This is a genomic window from Pseudoalteromonas sp. PSi26, assembly GCF_054960575.1.
In genome coordinates this window covers 33,380-50,183 of sequence record NZ_JBHNYT010000011.1, presented here as the reverse complement: position 1 = coordinate 50,183, position 16,804 = coordinate 33,380, and the positions used below count along the sequence as shown (strand labels likewise).

The 16,804-nt window shown below is 40.6% G+C and carries 20 protein-coding genes; 6 read left to right on the top strand and 14 right to left on the bottom strand.

Annotated elements, in window-relative coordinates:
• On the bottom strand, positions 1-666 hold the full coding sequence (locus ACFI34_RS12815) for a hypothetical protein (protein ID WP_462673771.1): 666 nt from the start codon (positions 664-666) through the stop codon (positions 1-3).
• Positions 667-721: 55 nt separating this feature from the next.
• Positions 722-1,009, bottom strand: a complete 288-nt coding sequence (locus ACFI34_RS12810; protein WP_462673770.1) for a hypothetical protein — start codon at positions 1,007-1,009, stop codon at positions 722-724.
• Positions 1,010-1,236: 227 nt separating this feature from the next.
• Here ACFI34_RS12810 and ACFI34_RS12805 point away from each other — a divergent pair, with 227 nt between their 5' ends.
• The 4 genes from ACFI34_RS12805 to ACFI34_RS12790 all read left to right on the top strand — a co-directional run bounded on the left by ACFI34_RS12805 (position 1,237) and on the right by ACFI34_RS12790 (position 5,467).
• Positions 1,237-1,620 (top strand): RNA-binding S4 domain-containing protein, encoded by a 384-nt coding sequence (locus ACFI34_RS12805; RefSeq protein WP_039038297.1) that lies wholly within the window; start codon positions 1,237-1,239, stop codon positions 1,618-1,620.
• 94 nt (positions 1,621-1,714) lie between these two features.
• Positions 1,715-2,143 (top strand): hypothetical protein, encoded by a 429-nt coding sequence (locus ACFI34_RS12800; protein ID WP_276754200.1) that lies wholly within the window; start codon positions 1,715-1,717, stop codon positions 2,141-2,143.
• 199 nt (positions 2,144-2,342) lie between these two features.
• Positions 2,343-5,087 (top strand): aconitate hydratase AcnA, encoded by a 2,745-nt coding sequence (acnA, locus tag ACFI34_RS12795; protein WP_462673769.1) that lies wholly within the window; start codon positions 2,343-2,345, stop codon positions 5,085-5,087.
• A 134-nt stretch (positions 5,088-5,221) separates the two neighbouring features.
• Positions 5,222-5,467: a hypothetical protein gene (locus ACFI34_RS12790; RefSeq protein WP_462673768.1), complete on the top strand. Its 246-nt coding sequence runs from the start codon at positions 5,222-5,224 to the stop codon at positions 5,465-5,467.
• Between the two features lie 3 nt (positions 5,468-5,470).
• Here ACFI34_RS12790 and ACFI34_RS12785 read toward each other — a convergent pair whose 3' ends face one another.
• From ACFI34_RS12785 to ACFI34_RS12770, 4 genes are all read right to left on the bottom strand, one after another.
• Positions 5,471-6,013, bottom strand: a complete 543-nt coding sequence (locus ACFI34_RS12785; protein WP_462673767.1) for a DUF4124 domain-containing protein — start codon at positions 6,011-6,013, stop codon at positions 5,471-5,473.
• 138 nt (positions 6,014-6,151) lie between these two features.
• Positions 6,152-6,892, bottom strand: a complete 741-nt coding sequence (locus ACFI34_RS12780; RefSeq protein WP_006791348.1) for a phosphoadenylyl-sulfate reductase — start codon at positions 6,890-6,892, stop codon at positions 6,152-6,154.
• A gap of 42 nt (positions 6,893-6,934) precedes the next feature.
• The gene (gene cysI, locus ACFI34_RS12775) at positions 6,935-8,632 is read right to left on the bottom strand and encodes an assimilatory sulfite reductase (NADPH) hemoprotein subunit (RefSeq protein WP_462673766.1); all 1,698 of its coding nucleotides are present in this window, start codon (positions 8,630-8,632) and stop codon (positions 6,935-6,937) included.
• 60 nt (positions 8,633-8,692) lie between these two features.
• Positions 8,693-10,507: an assimilatory sulfite reductase (NADPH) flavoprotein subunit gene (locus ACFI34_RS12770; RefSeq protein WP_305400226.1), complete on the bottom strand. Its 1,815-nt coding sequence runs from the start codon at positions 10,505-10,507 to the stop codon at positions 8,693-8,695.
• Positions 10,508-10,810: 303 nt separating this feature from the next.
• Here ACFI34_RS12770 and ACFI34_RS12765 point away from each other — a divergent pair, with 303 nt between their 5' ends.
• Positions 10,811-12,427: an endonuclease gene (locus ACFI34_RS12765; RefSeq protein ID WP_462673765.1), complete on the top strand. Its 1,617-nt coding sequence runs from the start codon at positions 10,811-10,813 to the stop codon at positions 12,425-12,427.
• A 27-nt stretch (positions 12,428-12,454) separates the two neighbouring features.
• Here the strand turns inward: ACFI34_RS12765 and ACFI34_RS12760 are convergent, their stop codons facing one another.
• Entirely contained in the window at positions 12,455-12,919 is a 465-nt protein-coding gene (locus tag ACFI34_RS12760; protein ID WP_462673764.1) for a hypothetical protein, read from the bottom strand.
• A 185-nt stretch (positions 12,920-13,104) separates the two neighbouring features.
• Between ACFI34_RS12760 and ACFI34_RS12755 the strand changes: the two genes are divergently transcribed.
• A complete protein-coding gene (locus ACFI34_RS12755; RefSeq protein WP_462673763.1) occupies positions 13,105-13,650 on the top strand; it encodes a helix-turn-helix domain-containing protein in 546 nt (181 codons plus the stop codon).
• 5 nt (positions 13,651-13,655) lie between these two features.
• On the opposite strand, the gene ACFI34_RS12750 is transcribed toward ACFI34_RS12755, so the two are convergent.
• The 7 genes from ACFI34_RS12750 to rpsS form a co-directional block, all read right to left on the bottom strand.
• A complete protein-coding gene (locus ACFI34_RS12750; RefSeq protein WP_462673762.1) occupies positions 13,656-14,417 on the bottom strand; it encodes a hypothetical protein in 762 nt (253 codons plus the stop codon).
• Between the two features lie 172 nt (positions 14,418-14,589).
• Positions 14,590-14,847 carry a 30S ribosomal protein S17 gene (gene rpsQ, locus ACFI34_RS12745; protein WP_006791355.1) on the bottom strand — a complete coding sequence of 86 codons (258 nt, stop codon included), beginning with the start codon at positions 14,845-14,847 and terminating at the stop codon, positions 14,590-14,592.
• Positions 14,847-15,038 (bottom strand): 50S ribosomal protein L29, encoded by a 192-nt coding sequence (gene rpmC / locus ACFI34_RS12740; RefSeq protein ID WP_004588692.1) that lies wholly within the window; start codon positions 15,036-15,038, stop codon positions 14,847-14,849. Before rpmC ends, rpsQ begins: the two co-directional genes overlap by 1 nt.
• A complete protein-coding gene (rplP, locus tag ACFI34_RS12735; RefSeq protein WP_002957890.1) occupies positions 15,038-15,451 on the bottom strand; it encodes a 50S ribosomal protein L16 in 414 nt (137 codons plus the stop codon). Before rplP ends, rpmC begins: the two co-directional genes overlap by 1 nt.
• Positions 15,452-15,463: 12 nt before the next feature.
• Positions 15,464-16,165 (bottom strand): 30S ribosomal protein S3, encoded by a 702-nt coding sequence (gene rpsC, locus ACFI34_RS12730; protein WP_006791356.1) that lies wholly within the window; start codon positions 16,163-16,165, stop codon positions 15,464-15,466.
• An 11-nt stretch (positions 16,166-16,176) separates the two neighbouring features.
• Positions 16,177-16,509 carry a 50S ribosomal protein L22 gene (gene rplV, locus ACFI34_RS12725; RefSeq protein WP_006791357.1) on the bottom strand — a complete coding sequence of 111 codons (333 nt, stop codon included), beginning with the start codon at positions 16,507-16,509 and terminating at the stop codon, positions 16,177-16,179.
• Between the two features lie 13 nt (positions 16,510-16,522).
• On the bottom strand, positions 16,523-16,801 hold the full coding sequence (gene rpsS / locus ACFI34_RS12720) for a 30S ribosomal protein S19 (RefSeq protein WP_004588689.1): 279 nt from the start codon (positions 16,799-16,801) through the stop codon (positions 16,523-16,525).
• Positions 16,802-16,804: the final 3 nt, after the last annotated feature.

Here is a 16,804-nt window from a genome sequence, read left to right as displayed (position 1 = left end):
TCAATCCATATAAATAACCTGTAATGAGCAATCAAGCCAGCTTGGGTTGTTAACATGGGCTGTAAATGTGTAAGTATCGGATGGCTTGGCGCCAAAGGGCGTATTTACAAGCGGCTGTGAGTGGCTATATGTTTGCGAATAATTTTTGTAATAAATGACAACGTAACCATATAAAAACTCCCAACCTAACCTCACAATAGCGCCACTGGGTAAGGTAAAATCAGCATGCTTTTTGGTAAAGGAAACGATTAAATCATTGTACTTATCTTCGCTGCATTGGGTTGTTCTTAGCCGAGACGGCATAGTAAAAGCGCCTTCTCCATCAGCATTTTTTAAATAAAAGCCTATATTGCCATCACCATAAAAATGGTTTGAGCGACTTGTATAATTAACTTGTGGCGCGTACCCTAACTCTTGCATTATAGCTGCAAGTTGCTCCGTCTCTTTGGGGTAAATTTTATCGCTTGAGAGTAGTAATGTGGCCTCACCAAAATCTGATGGGATTGCTAGTTCTACATATTCATAAGGAAGGTTCTGTGCTTTTAGCGCAGCATCGAGCTGGTTGCGCTGTTCAGATTGCAAATTTTCACTAAAAACATAAACGGTGGGTTGCTGGCATGCGGCTAACATACATGCCAGTACACAAATTAAAAATCCTTTTTTCATAGTCACCTCAATTGATTACAAATGTAGTCTATTAAAGGTAATAACTTATAGCAACCTAATTTATTTGGTTATTCAACCAAGCATCTACACTTTTACGCGTATAAAGCACCTCTTTAAATAAGCGGTGACGTTCAAATTCCAAAACGCTTTTTTTGTTAGTGTTGCCACTGAGTAACTGGCTGTGTGTATCGTTAAATTTTGAAATAACCGAAAACCCGCGTTCAGGTTTTTGGTCGTGCTCTTTTATTGATTTACTAAGGTGTTCCCTAACGTCATCGGCAGTTAACATGTCTGAATGATTTAAGCCCATTAGCTCTTTTCTCATTGCTAATCTTACGCCCATTTTTTACTCCATGATTCTATGTATTCTAAATTCGACACAGCTATAGCAATTAGTAAGCCACTTACAAACATGACTCGCCGGAGCTTAACTAATAAATACTTCAGTTTTTTAAAGTGAGTCATTTTTTAAAAAATATCTAATACGTAAATTTGAGTGATTTGGTTTGGTGCATAATTGGCTCTATGCCTTTATACTACAGCCTATGCAAGCCTCCACCGAGAGTAACAATGAACGAAGAATACATAGAAATCGAACTAGAAGAAGAGCCGATAGAGCTCTGTAAATTATTAAAAGTACTTAATTTAGTTGAAGGTGGGGGCCAAGCTAAGAACCTAATCGCTGAAGGCTATGTGGGTGTTAACCATGAAATTTGTACAATAAAGCGGAAAAAATTATACAGTGGTGATGTACTGGAATTTGATGGCGAGCTTTTTCAACTATCCCTGAGTGAAGATGCAACCCCAGCGCAAAGACCAAGTGAACAAACACCGGTTGAACCCAAACAAAACATTTCACCGCCAGAAAGCCAACCAGCAAAAAGTAAACGTAAGCGCACTAAAAAGCCAAAGGTCGATGAAAAAACAGGGCGTCGTCCTATTTCATTTGGGTAAGCTTACGAATCGCATTATAAAAAAGCCAACTTGTATAGTTGGCTTTTTTACTCTTTAATAACCTTGTTAATAATAATAAAAAACAAGGTTACACATGTCATCTCACACACCTAAAAACTGGTTTAAACCTGTCGCTTGGGCTGCTCTTATATGGAATTTATTGGGCGTTATAGCATTCATTATGCACATAATGACAAGCCCAGATATGATCAGTAAACTACCATTAGATCAACAAGCTGCATATTCAAACACCCCACTATGGGCCACCATTGCTTTCGCCGTTGCCGTTTTTGGTGGTGCTTTAGGCTGCATTTTTTTACTTGCTAAGAAATCGCTTGCAACACCTACTTTTGCTTTATCGCTCGGCGCAATAATTATACAGCAATACTACAACTTTTTTATAATTGATAGCATTGCCTTGCTAGGAATAAGCTCGGTTGTAATGCCACTTATGGTGGTTTTTATTGCCTTAGCGCTTATTTATTTAAGTATAAAAGGGAAACAACAAGGCTGGCTAAACTAACTGAATAGGCCAGCTGAACAAGGTTTTTTTAGTTGTCATAGATGGTTTATTGAAATCATAATTTAATACCTTTCTTCCTATTATAGCTGCTCATAAGAGCAGCTATTTAAGACTCGTTTATCATGGTATGCACTTTGCAATAACCTAATTACAGAGGTTACTTTTTAAAAAATTTAATTAGTTAAGAAGGGGCAAAATAATGAAAAATAGTTTCGATACCCAACATGAGCTCACAATTAATGGTGAGCAATATAATATCCATTCTCTAAAAGGACTTGGCGATAAAGCAAAACGACTCCCCTTCTCCTTAAAAGTCTTACTCGAAAATCTACTGCGAAATGAAGATGGCGAAAATATTAAAGAGCAAGACATTAATGCGCTATTAAATTGGGACCCAAAAGCAAAACCATCATCTGAAGTTGCATTTACCCCTGCACGGGTAGTAATGCAAGATTTTACTGGCGTACCTGCCATTGTCGATTTAGCTGCAATGCGAGATGCAATGGAAAAATTAGGGGGGGATCCTGCAAAAATTAATCCGCTTTCGCCTGCTGAGTTAGTGATAGACCATTCAGTTCAAGTAGACGGCTATGGTAATGACGGTGCCTTCGATTTAAACGCCAAACTTGAATACGACCGCAACAAAGAACGATACGAATTTTTACGCTGGGGCCAAACGGCATTTGATAACTTAAAAGTGGTACCACCCGCAACCGGCATTGTTCACCAAGTTAATTTAGAATTCCTTGCTCGCGTTATTTTTAACGAAGATAGCAATGGTAAAAAGTTCGCCTACCCCGATACACTGGTTGGTACTGACTCGCACACCACCATGATTAATGGCTTAGGCGTACTTGGCTGGGGTGTAGGCGGCATTGAGGCTGAAGCTGCAATGCTTGGCCAGCCTATTAGCTTACTGATTCCACAGGTAGTTGGCATGAAGCTTAATGGCCGATTACCAGAAGGCACAACTGCAACTGATTTAGTGCTTACAGTAACTGAAATTTTGCGTAACCACGGCGTGGTGGGTAAGTTTGTAGAATTCTATGGCGATGGCCTTGCAGATCTCCCCCTTGCCGATAGAGCAACCATTGCTAACATGGCACCTGAATATGGTGCTACATGTGGTATTTTTCCAATTGATGACGAAACGATTAATTATTTACGCCTTACCAACCGTGATGAAGACCAACTAAAGCTTATTGAAGATTATGCAAAACACCAAGGCTTGTGGCGTAACGATGGCGACGAAGCTCGCTACACCGACACACTGGAACTAAAGCTCGATGATGTTGTACCAAGCCTTGCAGGCCCAAAACGCCCACAAGATAGAATAGCGCTTAACAAAGCCGGCGAGGAAATCTCTCAGCACCTAAAAGGTTTTCAAGAAGAGCGTATCGCACATCGCGATAAAAGTGATGACGAGCAATCGCGTATCGAAAGCGAAGGCCCAACAACCAACCCTGATGAACCTGTAAACGAAGCACAATTTATGGGAGCGGCAAAAGTTAACTACAAAGGCCAAGAGTTTGAACTTAACGACGGTGCATGCGTTATTGCAGCTATAACAAGCTGTACTAACACGTCTAATCCAAGTGTTATTTTAGCCGCAGGCCTTGTGGCTAAAAAGGCAAAACAACTAGGTATTAACGTTAAACCTTGGGTTAAAACATCACTCGCACCTGGCTCAAAAGTAGTTACCGACTACTTAGAGAAAGCGGGGTTAATGGACGACTTAGAAAGCCTAGGTTTTAATTTAGTAGGTTACGGTTGTACTACGTGTATAGGCAACTCAGGACCGCTGGCTGATGAAATCTCACAAGCTATTCAAAAACACAAGCTGGTAGTCAGCTCTATCTTATCAGGTAATCGTAATTTTGAAGGGCGTATACACCAAGATGTTAAAATGAACTTTTTAGCTTCTCCTCCCTTAGTTGTTGCCTACGCAATTGCAGGTAGAACAGACATAGATGTTTATAACGAACCCCTTGCACAAGATAAAAACGGTAACGATATTTACCTTAAAAACATTTGGCCAAGCGTAAAAGAGGTTGGCGATTTAGTAAAAGAGACGGTTACCAAAGAAATGTTTGCCAAAAGCTACGCCAATGTTTATGAAGGTGATAGCCGCTGGCAACAAATTCAAATACCTGACGGTAAATTATATGATTGGAACGACGCATCTACCTATATTAAAAAAGCACCATTTTTTGATGGCATGACCGTAGAGCCACCGGGTATTCCTACTATTGAAGGAGCGCGCTGCTTAGCCAAGCTAGGAGACTCAGTAACAACCGATCACATCTCTCCTGCTGGCGCGATTAAAGCGGATGCACCTGCTGGTCTTTACCTACAAGAACACAATGTAGAGAAAGCACAGTTTAATTCTTACGGCTCTCGTAGGGGTAACCATGAAGTAATGATGCGTGGCACCTTTGCTAACGTGCGACTAAAAAACTTGTTAGCACCGGGCACAGAAGGCGGTGTAACACGCACGCAACCAGACAATAGCTTAGAAAGTATCTACGATGCAGCTATGGCATATCAAAAAAATGATACACCGCTTATTATTTTAGCCGGAAAAGAATATGGTACTGGCTCGTCACGCGATTGGGCTGCAAAAGGTTCGTTATTGCTAGGTGTGAAAGCTGTTTTTGCACAAAGCTATGAACGTATTCACCGCTCTAACTTAATTGGGATGGGTGTACTGCCATTACAATTTAAAGAGGGTGAAAGCTATGAGTCGCATGGTTTAACTGGCCAAGAAGAGTTTGATATTCAAGGCCTGTACGATAAAACCGACGAGGTTACACTGATAGCAACCGATGCCGATGGCAAACAAACAAGCGTAAAAGCCGATGTACGTATTGATACACCTAAAGAGTGGGATTACTACAAGCATGGCGGTATTTTACAGTATGTACTGCGTAATATGCTTAACTAAGCTGCGTAGTGAATGATTCAAAGGCCTTATGGTTACAACCATGAGGCCTTTTTTATAACCGCCTTATTATTGCGCTGCATCAATATACAAAATACATAGCCTATTACACTGGCACCATAACCAGTGGAGGCATTATGTCGCATATAACTATTATTAGAGTACTTAAAACATCTATTGTACTTGGCTTATGCCTTATAGTTACAGGCCATACACTTATCATATCTAATGGGTTTAATGAGCAATTTGGTATTAACGGCATTATTGCATCCGCAGCTTGCATCGCTGTGGGTATACTATTGTCACTACCCACCAAAATATATTTAACCATTTTACTAATGGAAGCTGAAAAACGTTATACCCGCTCTCATACTCATGAATAGCGCTTAAAGTACACTTAAATTATTAATTTCTTTGTTACGTTTTTCTAATTTTTTTTCGATGTTTTCTGCATCATCAAACAGCTTTTTAATCGATTCAGGATTTAATATTGAAGGAGTTTGCGTATTAGCTGACATCTCATTAGTACTAGACTCTAAGTTTAAAATAGAGGTATCTTCTGCACCAATCACGGTTATATCCTCAGGGTTGAGGGTTAACTCTATGCTTTTACCATGAGGGTTAGGGCTATCGGAATAATGCCATTGGCCTGTTTCATCTTGCCACTTATAAATAGTACTTGAAGACGTAATCGTTGAGCTATCGCTTGAAATACTACTCGTCACTTTATCGCCAGCCTCGTGAATGCCTTTTACAGCTTGATTTAGCGTATTGGTTGATAACGCAACCATTTGCTCTTTAATTTGCTGGGTTTCTTTGCTGATAGTTGAACCTGAAAGCCAAGTTTGGCCGTCTGGCTTTTTTAAATAAAATAATGATATGACAGCAATTACCATCACTGATATTGCTAAATAGGTAAAGTATTTCATAGCGTTCCTGCTTTGTTTGTTCCTTTAATATAATATTAGTGAATAAAGCACTCACTGGCAATTTTATTATCTAAATTTAGATAATAAAAAACGCAGCCTAAGCTGCGTTTAATTGCGGTTAAATAAAGCGTTAAGGTACTAAATACCATCACCATCCATGTGAAGACCGCATTCACGGTTTAAACCAAAAAAGCGGGTTTCTTCTTCAGTCATGCCCGGCTCTAGTTTGCGCGTAGTGTGTACATCGCCCATAGATACGTACCCTTGCTCCCATAATGGGTGGTAAGGTAAGTCGTGCTTAGTTAGGTATTGATATACATCGCGGTTTGACCATTCAATAATCGGGTACACTTTTACCGTGCCACGGCTTATTTCTACAAACTGCTTATCTGCACGGGTAGAAGATTGATCGCGACGTAAACCACTAAACCAGGTACCCGCTTCAATTTCTTTTAACGCACGGGTCATTGGCTCAACTTTATTAAGCTGGTTATATTGCTTAATACCGTCTTCACCTTGCTCCCATAATTTTCCAAACTTAGCTTCTTGCCATGCTGGGCTCAGCTGCGCCTTGTACACTTTTAAATTAAGTGACAAACGCTCGCTCATTTGCTCAATAAACTGGTACGTCTCAGGGAACAAATAACCGGTATCTGTTAATACAACAGGAATATCTGGGCGTTGGGTTGTCATTAAATGTAACATCACCGCAGCTTGGATCCCAAAGCTTGACGATAGAAACGCGGTATCGGGTAAATTCTCAAGCGCCCACGCAACACGTTGCTCTGCGCTCATATTTGCTAATACACCATTAGCATCAGCTAACATAGCCGCTTGGCTTTGTTTATCTAGCTGTAATATATTTTTAAATTCACTCATGGAAAATTCCAAGCCTCACCAGCGCCAAGCGCTGGTATCTAATTATGCGTGAAAATCGGTTACTGATACTTTTACTTCAGCAACAATGCCTTTGCGAATTACAAAGTCACCAAAACATTCACCGTCGTTTCGCTCACTTGCCCACTGGCCAATTAGCTTATCAAACGCCTCTAGGTAAACATCTTCACCTACGTTTTCAAGGTACAGTTTAGGAATGCGTGTACCTTCTAAATTACCGCCTAAGTAAACGTTGTATTTACCAGGCCCTTTACCTACCAGCCCTGCTTCTGCAAGCATTGCGCGGCCACAACCATTTGGACAACCCACAACGCGCATAATAATGCTATCGTCTGGTATCCCGTGTTTAGCGAGTAAAGCTTCAGTTTTTTCAATTAAGCTTGGTAAGTAACGCTCAGCTTCGGCCATTGCAAGCGGGCATGTAGGTAATGCCACACACGCCATTGAGTTTTTACGTTGCTCTGTGTCACCGTCGTCAATCAAACCATGGTTACGAGCAATTTCTTCAATCACTGCTTTTTGATCTGCAGGTACACCGGCAATAATTAAATTTTGGTTTGCCGTCATGCGCATATCACCTTGGTGCACTTCTGCAATTTTACGACACCCTGTTTTAAGTGGCTTACCTGGGTAGTCTAAAATACGGCCACTTTGAATAAATAGCGTTAAATGGTGCTTACCATCAATGCCTTCTACCCAACCGATACGATCGCCACGGTGAGTAAACTCATAAGGGCGGCTTGGTGCAAAGCTTACACCGGCACGTTTTTCTACTTCTGCTTTAAATACGTCAGACCCAACACGATCTAGTGTGTATTTAGTTTTTGCATTTTTACGGTTAGAACGGTTACCCCAATCGCGCTGCACTGATACAACGTGCTCAGCAATTTTTAAGGTATCTTCTAGGGCAATAAAACCAAAGTCGTCAGCTTTACGCGGATACGTAGCCGTATCACCGTGGGTCATAGCAAGGCCACCACCTACAAGTACGTTAAAGCCAACAAGCTTGCCGTCTTCAGCAATAGCAACAAAATTCAAGTCATTCGCATGAACGTCTACTTCATTATTAGGCGGAATAGTGACGGTTGTTTTAAACTTACGTGGTAAATAGTTAGACCCTAAAATAGGTTCTTCTGTGGTTTCTGCTTTTTCGCCGTTTAACCAAATTTCAGCGTATGCCTTCGTTTTTGGAAGTAAATGCTCAGAAATTTTTGCAGCCCACTCATACGCTTCTTGGTGTAGCTCAGACTCAACAGGGTTAGTCGTACATAGTACGTTACGGTTTACATCACCTGCGGTGGCAATAGAATCAATGCCCACGCTATTAAGCATTTGGTGCATGCCTTTAATATTTGGCTTTAATACACCATGAAATTGAAACGTTTGACGTGTTGTTAAACGAATACTGCCGTAGCTTGTTTTTTCATCGGCAAACTTATCGATTGCTAACCACTGCTCTGGCTTAATGATACCGCCAGGCATACGCGCACGTAGCATTACGTTATGCAGCGGTTCTAATTTTTGCTTTGCACGCTCTGGGCGTATATCGCGATCATCTTGCTGGTACATACCGTGAAAACGAATTAACTGGAAGTTATCAGCAGTGAAACCACCGGTTATCTCATCTTTTAAGTCTTGCTCTATAGTGCCTCGTAAAAAGTTACTTTCTCTTTTCAAACGCTCGTTATCAGAAAGCTTTACGTTTTTATCTTGTTCGCTCATTTTAAATCCTAAATTTGTTACAGTGACGGCTGTTAGCTGTTAATAAAATAAGAAACGTGATTAATACACGTCTTTCTGATAGCGGTTTGCGCTACGCAGGTCTTTTAAATATTGCTCTGCGTCTTCATCGTTTTTGCCGGTATTTTCTTTAATGATATCAACCAATGCTTGATGTACATCTTTTGCCATGCGGTTTGCATCACCACACACATAAAAGTGAGCGCCAGCTTCTAACCACTCAAAAATATCTTTTGAGTTTTTGCGAAGCTTATCTTGTACATAGATTTTTTCGGCTTGGTCACGGCTAAATGCCACATCGACTTTGCTCAATAAGCCCGATTTTAAATACCCCTGAATTTCTACTTGGTATAAAAAGTCTTGAGTAAAGTGTGGGTTACCAAAAAACAACCAGTTTTTACCTTGTGCTTCACGCGAGTCACGCTCTTGTAAAAATGCACGGAATGGCGCAATACCAGTACCCGGACCCACCATGATAATAGGTGTTTCATCGTTAGCCGGTAAACGGAAGTTGTCATTATGTTCGCTAAATACTTTTACTTTGCAGCCCTCTTCAGCACGACGCGCTAAATAACCAGAACAACCACCTAAGTGCTCGCTGTCAAAAGTATCAAACTCAACGAGTCCTACTGTTAAATGCACTTCGTCTTCAACTTCGCTTTGGCTAGACGCTATAGAATATAAACGAGCCTGAAGCTTACGTAAGCAATCAACTAATGTTTGTGCATCCAATTTTGCTGGATTTTGACGAATAACATCAAATATTTGGCGTGGCTCAATGTAAGCACGCATTGCAGCTTTATCTTCAACTAGCTTAAGTAGCTCAGGCGTGCCTGTTGCTGTTGCGTATTTTTCAACAAAACCCGGATATGACTGCGTTAGCTCTAATTTTTCGATAAGCGCATCGCGCACGCTCAATTCTTCATTCGCAACTTTAACGCGACTAGAACCATCAATTTGGGTAAGTTCTAGCACTTCATCAACTAACGCCTCATCATTTAAAAAATATACACCCAGTGAGTCACCCGGTGTGTAAGTGATATCAGAGCCTTCGAGCGAAATTTCTACATGGCGTACATCTTTTGTTGAATCACGCCCGGTAATTTTTTGAACTGCTAATAATTCGGCTTCAAATGGATTTTGCTTTGTGTACTGGCTAGCTGCAGGCGTTGGTGCACCAAAAGGCATAACCGCGGCTTGTCCACCTGCGTTACCCTGTTGCGCTTTTAAATCTGGTTCAAATGCATCCAGTGCGCCTTGAATCCATGTTGCAGCTTCTTCTTCGTAGTCAACATCTAAATCAGCGCGTTGGTAAACTGACTCAGCGCCTAACTTATTTAAACGCTCTTCAAAATCTTTTGCTGTTTGGCAGAAAAACTCATAGCTAGAATCGCCTAGACCAATGACAGCTATTTTAACACCGTCGAGTTTAGGGGCCTTTTTAGTGGCTAAAAATGCGTGCAACGTTTCGCCATCTTCAGGCGGTTCACCTTCACCGTAAGTCGATACAACAACGGTTAAAAACTTTTCTTTTTTCAGGGCCGTTGGTTTGTAATCAGACATACTCACTAATTTGGCTGATAAACCACGCGATTCAGCTTGCTCTTTCATTTGGGTTGCAACACCTTTTGCATTACCCGTTTGTGAGCCATATAAAATAGTTAATACTGCTGCATCGCCCGTTACTGATGTGCCAGCCGTAGGCATACCAAGTGCTGAAGCATTTGCATTAGCTGCTAAGTAACCACTTACCCACGCTTGTTGTATTGGATTAAGCTCAGCCACTAAACCTTGCAGCTTTTGAACTTGCTCTTGCGATAGCGGGCTTGCCGCAGCATTTAGTTGACCTAACAACATGAATCGATTCCCCATAACCCTGAAAATTAAGCACAACACACACCGTGTATTGTTAAAAATGAGTTTTTCCTCAGCCGATATAAGTTTGCTGAGGTTTTCTTACTGTGCAGGATAACGGGCTATCGACTTATCAAAAAAGAATAGAATCTGCTTTGATATTCCATTTAGTTATTAATTTTAAAAAACACCTAAAAAAACAGATTAAAGAGCGATTATTGCTTTTTATTAAATTTTAAATTAACAATTTTGTAACCTAAACAAAGTAATGTATATTATTCACTCATTATAAAAATAGGAACAATCATGTCACACGGGACATATAAAAATAAACTATTCGGAACAGCCTTATTACTTGGCACACTTCCGGTAATGGCAAATGTAGAAAATGGCAGTTTTGAGCAATGGTCAGGCAATACACCTGACGCGTGGAGCACAATAGATAGCGGTATTAGCCTATCGCGCTCAACAAATATTGTTAAAACAGGTAATAGTGCAGCAGCAGTTAATGTAACCACAGGCTCTCAGGCTAACACCGATTTATTACAACAAATAACGGTAGAAGCAGGAAAAACCTATGCGTTTTCAACTGATGTTTACCACACAGAAGGAAAAGTTAAAGCCCGTTTATTCGTAGATGGTTACCAAGGTTACTCCAATAATACGCAAACTAATCAATGGCAAACAATTAGCCATAGCTATACAGCAAGTAGCAATAAAACCATTAATGTTGGCCTACGCTTTTATGATGTCAGTGGCTTTGATGGCAGTGAACTTGTTTATGTAGATAACTTTTTACCTACAAGTAACGACAGTAGCTCTGGGAGTTGCTCGGGCAATAGCCTCTCTTTTAGTTTGACGACAGATAATTATGGTAGCGAAACAAGCTGGGCTATTAATAATAACCAAGGTAATACAGTTGCAAGCGGTAGTGGCTATGCGTCTAATACACAATATAACGAAGCACTGTGTTTAGCTGATGGCGCCTATACCTTTACTATTAACGACAGCTACGGTGATGGTATCTGTTGTCGTTTTGGTAGTGGTAATTATGCACTCACTAGTGGTGGTTCAACCCTGGCAAGTGGCGCAAGCTTCAGCAACGCTGAAAGTACTTCATTTTCGCTTGGCGGTGGCTCTGGTGGTACCCCCACAACACCAACAGGTTATTATGTTACAACACAAGGCCTAACCGGTTACGCATTAAAAACTGAGCTTTATAACATCATTAATAATCATAGTTCGCAGGGGTACTCTGCAATATGGAACTTTTATGATTCATCGGCTCGCGATACATACTTTGAAAACGATAATAGTATTTTAGATATGTACAGTGAAAAGCCAAATGGCAACGATAGCTACACATACACAGCCGTTAGCGATCAATGTGGCAATTACAGTGGCGAAGGTGGTTGTTACAACCGCGAGCATTCGTTCCCTAAAAGTTGGTTTGGCGGTACTAATGAGCCTATGAACTCAGATGTTCATCATATTTATGCAACCGATGGCTATGTAAACTCTAAACGCAGCAACTTTCCGTTTGGTGAAGTGGCAAGTGCCACGTTTACATCAACTAATGGCAGTAAGTTAGGTTCTGCAAGTAGTGCCATTAATTACACGGGCACAGTGTTTGAACCCATTGATGAGTTTAAAGGTGACTTTGCCCGTGCCTATTTTTACATGGCTACACGCTATGAAAATGTGATTGGGACGTGGCAAAATAATACCACTGCAAGTAATGCAGTACTTAACGGCTCTAGTAACCAAGTATTTGAAAATTGGGTCGTGGCTATGTTGTTAAAATGGCATAACAACGACCCCGTTAGCCAAATGGAATTAGACCGCAATCAAGCAGCGTTTGAATTTCAGGGAAATCGTAACCCGTATATCGACCACCCTGAATTTGTAGAGATGATTTGGTAGAAAATATAGCCTCAGCCAAGGCTGGGGCTATTTAAAACTCGCCTGACCAAGTGCAATAGACTGATAACGCTTTCCCGTTAATTTAATCACCCATACGCTGTCTGTAAATGTGCGGCTAAAATATACAGTTTGCCCATTGGGAATATTAGGCATGAAAGACGTAATAGACTGCCAATCGCTATCTACTTTTTCTTTGAGCTTCATGCTCGCATTATAAAAACTTCCTTGTTCATTTGTTTTTACCTCAAGTGCTGTTAGCTGTTCACCGTCGCCTATTTCTATTAATGCACTTTTATTTAAGTTAGCTAATAACTGTGGTTGGTGGATAGGTTGTAAATTTTTTAATGTTTCATCTATTTTGCTATCTATGGTTATTTTACTCTCTAGCTTGTAAATAGTGGCTTTAATCGCAAATACTGGCTCTGCAATACACGCTGAGGATAAAAACCCAAAAGTAATCCCAATTACCGCTTTATAAAAGTACATTTTCATTCGTTATACTCCTTTATTATTTAGTCTGCCTAGCATAACCAATTTATCACCTATTAAAACTTAACTTATTAATATTCATAATATTCTTTTAATTCATAGTAATGAATATTGCTTATTGGGCTATTTAAACACACCATTTTTAGCGATAATAAATAAATGAGCATTAAACAAGGTAAGGAAGCAACTTGTCGCTAGGAATTGAGTTAAAGCAATTAAGAGCAAATAAAAAATGGACGCAAGCATTTGCTGCACGCGAGATTGGTATTCAACAATCTTACTTATCTAAGCTTGAAAATGGACAATTTATTCCGTCCGCTGAGGTAATTGAAAAGCTCGAACTTTGCTATGGCAAAACGTGTTTAGATAAGTATTTACCATCAAAAACATTACAAAGCACACAGATTAAAAAAAGGCTGTTTGTAAGTTTAGTTATCCTTATTACTGGTCTCGTAATGTGGCTATGCGCAACCTATGAAATTTTCTACCCAGAGACTTACTTTACTTATCAGGCCAAATTAGGCGACTTTGTAGCGTTCAACGTCAGTCAGCACTACCAAGGCGAGCGATTTATTGAAGGTGATGTTATTTACCAAATTTTAGGTGAGAGACAAGTTAGCCGGATTGAAAACCGCTTTTTAATTGTAGGCTCCACGCTTTGTATTTTGCTATCCGTTGTCGTTGCCGCTTTTTCTAAAAAGCATTTATTAATTAAGCCTCTTAATAAAGTTTAAACACACTACTTAATAGGCTTTTTAGCGTTCCACTTATCCATTATTTTATTATATAAAATACGATCGTTATCTTTGCATGGCCTTGGCGATCCCGTTGGTAAGCCTACTTTACCCATAACACCATTAAAATCAATCTTGTAGCACATACCTTTATACATTTCCATCCGCTGACTACCATCTGCGCTTTGCCACAATACCGCTGATTTTAAATCACTAGAATGCTCAATTGGAACCGTTATGTGTTGGTGATTTTTGCTCTTCGGCGAAGTTGCTATCTGCGGGAAATCAAAGGATACAATAGGATTACTGGAAATTGAAAACGGAGTTATTGGTGCGTACGGATCAATTTTTTTAAATGCCTGCTGCTGAGCTTTTGAATTAACCTTATTTTTTATAGGCTCAATCGCGGCTTTATTTACATTATGCTTTTTTCTATCAGTACTTATGGCAATGCTTTTACTTGTCTTAGTGGCATTCTCTGGTAAATTTAATTTTAATTGCTGAGCGTTCTCAAAGTCACGCCCTTTAAGCGGCTTAGGTGTTAACTCACTTGTATCAAGCTCTGTATCATTTTCAGGGAATGAAGCATTCGGCTGTTTACTTTTTGTATTACTGGGTAATGCTGTAAGGTCCACCATTACATACGCTTTTATCACTTTACCTGCGTATGGTTGTGCTATCTCAATCGTGTGCCTCGAAACCAAATAAATAACAACAACATGCAAACCAATTGATATACCCCACGCCTTATAGTTACCTTTCAACACATCAACTCCCTGTGAACAGTTTACTTTATGAGTATAACTGGGCAGGTTTAGTTCATTTAAAAAGGTGTATTGTCGGTCTAAAAATTATCAATAAGGTGCTTTACTACAGTACTAAATACAAAAAGCCCCAGCTAATGCCGGGGCTTTTTTACAAAACTAACTTAATTAAAAATTAAGCTTGTTTTGGACTAGAAACAACGTCTACTAAAGTCCAAGATTTATTCTTAGAAATTGGTGCACATTCACGGATAGTAACTACGTCACCCGCTTTTGCTGTGTTGTTTTCGTCATGTACGTGTAGCTTAGTTGTACGTTTAATGAATTTCCCATAGATTGGGTGCTTCACGTAACGTGCGATTGCGATAGTGAAAGATTTTTCCATCTTGTCGCTAACTACACGGCCTTGAAGAGTACGAATTTTATCGCTCATTATTGACCTGCCTTCTGGTTAATAATTGTTTTTACACGCGCGATATCGCGACGTACTGTTCTTAGCGTGTGTGTCTGAGCTAACTGACCAGTGCTTGCTTGCATGCGCAGGTTAAACTGCTCACGAAGAAGTCCTAGAAGTTCAGCATTAAGCTCTTCTACGCTTTTGTCTTTTAGTTCGCTTGCTTTCATCACATTACCGTCCGAGTTACGAAAGTTGTTTTGAATGGCAGTTTACGAGCTGCAAGGTCGAATGCTTCACGAGCAAGCTCTTCAGAAACACCTTCCATTTCGTAAAGTACTTTACCAGGCTGAATTTCAGCAACCCAATATTCAACAGAACCTTTACCTTTACCCATACGAACTTCAAGAGGTTTTTCTGTAATCGGTTTGTCAGGGAAGACACGGATCCAGATTTTACCTTGACGTTTCACGTGACGCGTCATAGCACGACGAGCTGCTTCGATTTGACGAGCAGTCATGCGGCCACGGCCAGTAGCTTTCAATCCGAAAGTACCGAAGCTTACTTTGTTACCGTTTTGCGCTAAACCGCGGTTGCGGCCTTTGTGCATTTTACGGAATTTTGTACGTTTTGGCTGTAACATTACTCGCTACCTCTACTTAGCACTTTTCTTGGCTTTCTTTGGTGCGCGTTTAGCTGGCTTCTCTTGCTCTTGTACTAGTGGTAAACCACCAATAACTTCGCCTTTGAAGATCCAAACTTTAACACCAATGATACCATAAGTGGTTAAGGCTTCAGAAGTTGCGTAGTCGATATCAGCACGAAGAGTATGTAGAGGTACACGACCTTCACGATACCATTCTGAACGTGCGATTTCTGCGCCGCCAAGACGACCGCTAACTTCAACTTTAATCCCTTTTGAACCGATGCGCATTGCATTTTGTACCGAACGCTTCATAGCGCGACGGAACATAACACGACGCTCTAGTTGAGAGGCAATGCCGTCTGCTACTAGTTGTGCATCAAGTTCTGGCTTACGTACTTCAGAGATATTAATCTGAGCAGGTACACCAGCGATTTTAGTTACTGCTTGACGTAATTTTTCTACGTCTTCGCCTTTTTTACCGATAACAACACCCGGACGAGCCGTGTGGATTGTTACGCGGATTGATTTTGCTGGACGCTCAATAACGATTTTAGACACAGAAGCTGTTTTTAATTCCTTTGTAAGGAATGCACGAACTTTGTGATCGCCAAAAAGCTGATCAGAGAAATCTTTAGAACTCGCGTACCAGGTAGAAACCCAAGGTTTAGATATACCTAGGCGAATACCAGTAGGATGAACTTTTTGTCCCATTACTTATACTCCTAGCTATCTGAAACCATAACAGTGATATGGCTTGTACGCTTAAGGATGCGGTCTGCGCGTCCTTTAGCACGAGGCATAATACGTTTCATTGTAGGACCATCGTCCACAAAGATCGTAGTTACACGAAGCTCATCAATGTCAGCACCTTCGTTATGCTCTGCGTTAGCAATAGCAGACTCAAGTACTTTCTTAACTAATACAGCCGCTTTTTTCGGGCTGTACGCCAGGATTTCTAGTGCGCGATCGACAGGTAACCCGCGGATCTGATCTGCAACTAGACGTGCTTTTTGCGCCGAACCAGAGGCGAATTTATGTTTAGCTAATGCTTGCATTTATCTTCCCCTCTTAACGTTTCTTCGCTTTCTTATCCGCAGCATGGCCACGGTAAGTGCGAGTTGGTGCAAATTCACCTAGTTTGTGACCGATCATTTCGTCAGAAACGAAAACTGGTACGTGCTGGCGACCATTATGGACAGCAATGGTCAATCCGATCATGTTAGGTATGATCATTGAACGACGGCTCCAAGTTTTAATTGGCTTTTTCTCACCGCTTTCCAAAGCTTTCTCTACCTTCTTCAGCAAGTGTAGGTCTATAAAAGGACCCTTCTTGAGAGAGCGTGGCATGGC

Bases quoted from the DNA above. Each gene is read 5' to 3' on its own strand.
- rpsC (WP_006791356.1), bottom strand. From the start codon at position 16,165: ATGGGACAAAAAGTTCATCCTACTGGTATTCGCCTAGGTATATCTAAA.
- rplP (WP_002957890.1), bottom strand. From the start codon at position 15,451: ATGTTACAGCCAAAACGTACAAAATTCCGTAAAATGCACAAAGGCCGC.
- ACFI34_RS12790 (WP_462673768.1), top strand. From the start codon at position 5,222: ATGTCGCATATAACTATTATTAGAGTACTTAAAACATCTATTGTACTT.
- ACFI34_RS12760 (WP_462673764.1), bottom strand. From the start codon at position 12,919: ATGAAAATGTACTTTTATAAAGCGGTAATTGGGATTACTTTTGGGTTT.
- ACFI34_RS12815 (WP_462673771.1), bottom strand. From the start codon at position 666: ATGAAAAAAGGATTTTTAATTTGTGTACTGGCATGTATGTTAGCCGCA.
- ACFI34_RS12785 (WP_462673767.1), bottom strand. From the start codon at position 6,013: ATGAAATACTTTACCTATTTAGCAATATCAGTGATGGTAATTGCTGTC.
- rpsS (WP_004588689.1), bottom strand. From the start codon at position 16,801: ATGCCACGCTCTCTCAAGAAGGGTCCTTTTATAGACCTACACTTGCTG.
- rplV (WP_006791357.1), bottom strand. From the start codon at position 16,509: ATGCAAGCATTAGCTAAACATAAATTCGCCTCTGGTTCGGCGCAAAAA.
- ACFI34_RS12780 (WP_006791348.1), bottom strand. From the start codon at position 6,892: ATGAGTGAATTTAAAAATATATTACAGCTAGATAAACAAAGCCAAGCG.
- acnA (WP_462673769.1), top strand. From the start codon at position 2,343: ATGAAAAATAGTTTCGATACCCAACATGAGCTCACAATTAATGGTGAG.
- rpsQ (WP_006791355.1), bottom strand. From the start codon at position 14,847: ATGAGCGATAAAATTCGTACTCTTCAAGGCCGTGTAGTTAGCGACAAG.
- ACFI34_RS12770 (WP_305400226.1), bottom strand. From the start codon at position 10,507: ATGTTGTTAGGTCAACTAAATGCTGCGGCAAGCCCGCTATCGCAAGAG.
- rpmC (WP_004588692.1), bottom strand. From the start codon at position 15,038: ATGAAAGCAAGCGAACTAAAAGACAAAAGCGTAGAAGAGCTTAATGCT.
- ACFI34_RS12805 (WP_039038297.1), top strand. From the start codon at position 1,237: ATGAACGAAGAATACATAGAAATCGAACTAGAAGAAGAGCCGATAGAG.
- ACFI34_RS12765 (WP_462673765.1), top strand. From the start codon at position 10,811: ATGTCACACGGGACATATAAAAATAAACTATTCGGAACAGCCTTATTA.
- ACFI34_RS12810 (WP_462673770.1), bottom strand. From the start codon at position 1,009: ATGGGCGTAAGATTAGCAATGAGAAAAGAGCTAATGGGCTTAAATCAT.
- cysI (WP_462673766.1), bottom strand. From the start codon at position 8,632: ATGAGCGAACAAGATAAAAACGTAAAGCTTTCTGATAACGAGCGTTTG.
- ACFI34_RS12800 (WP_276754200.1), top strand. From the start codon at position 1,715: ATGTCATCTCACACACCTAAAAACTGGTTTAAACCTGTCGCTTGGGCT.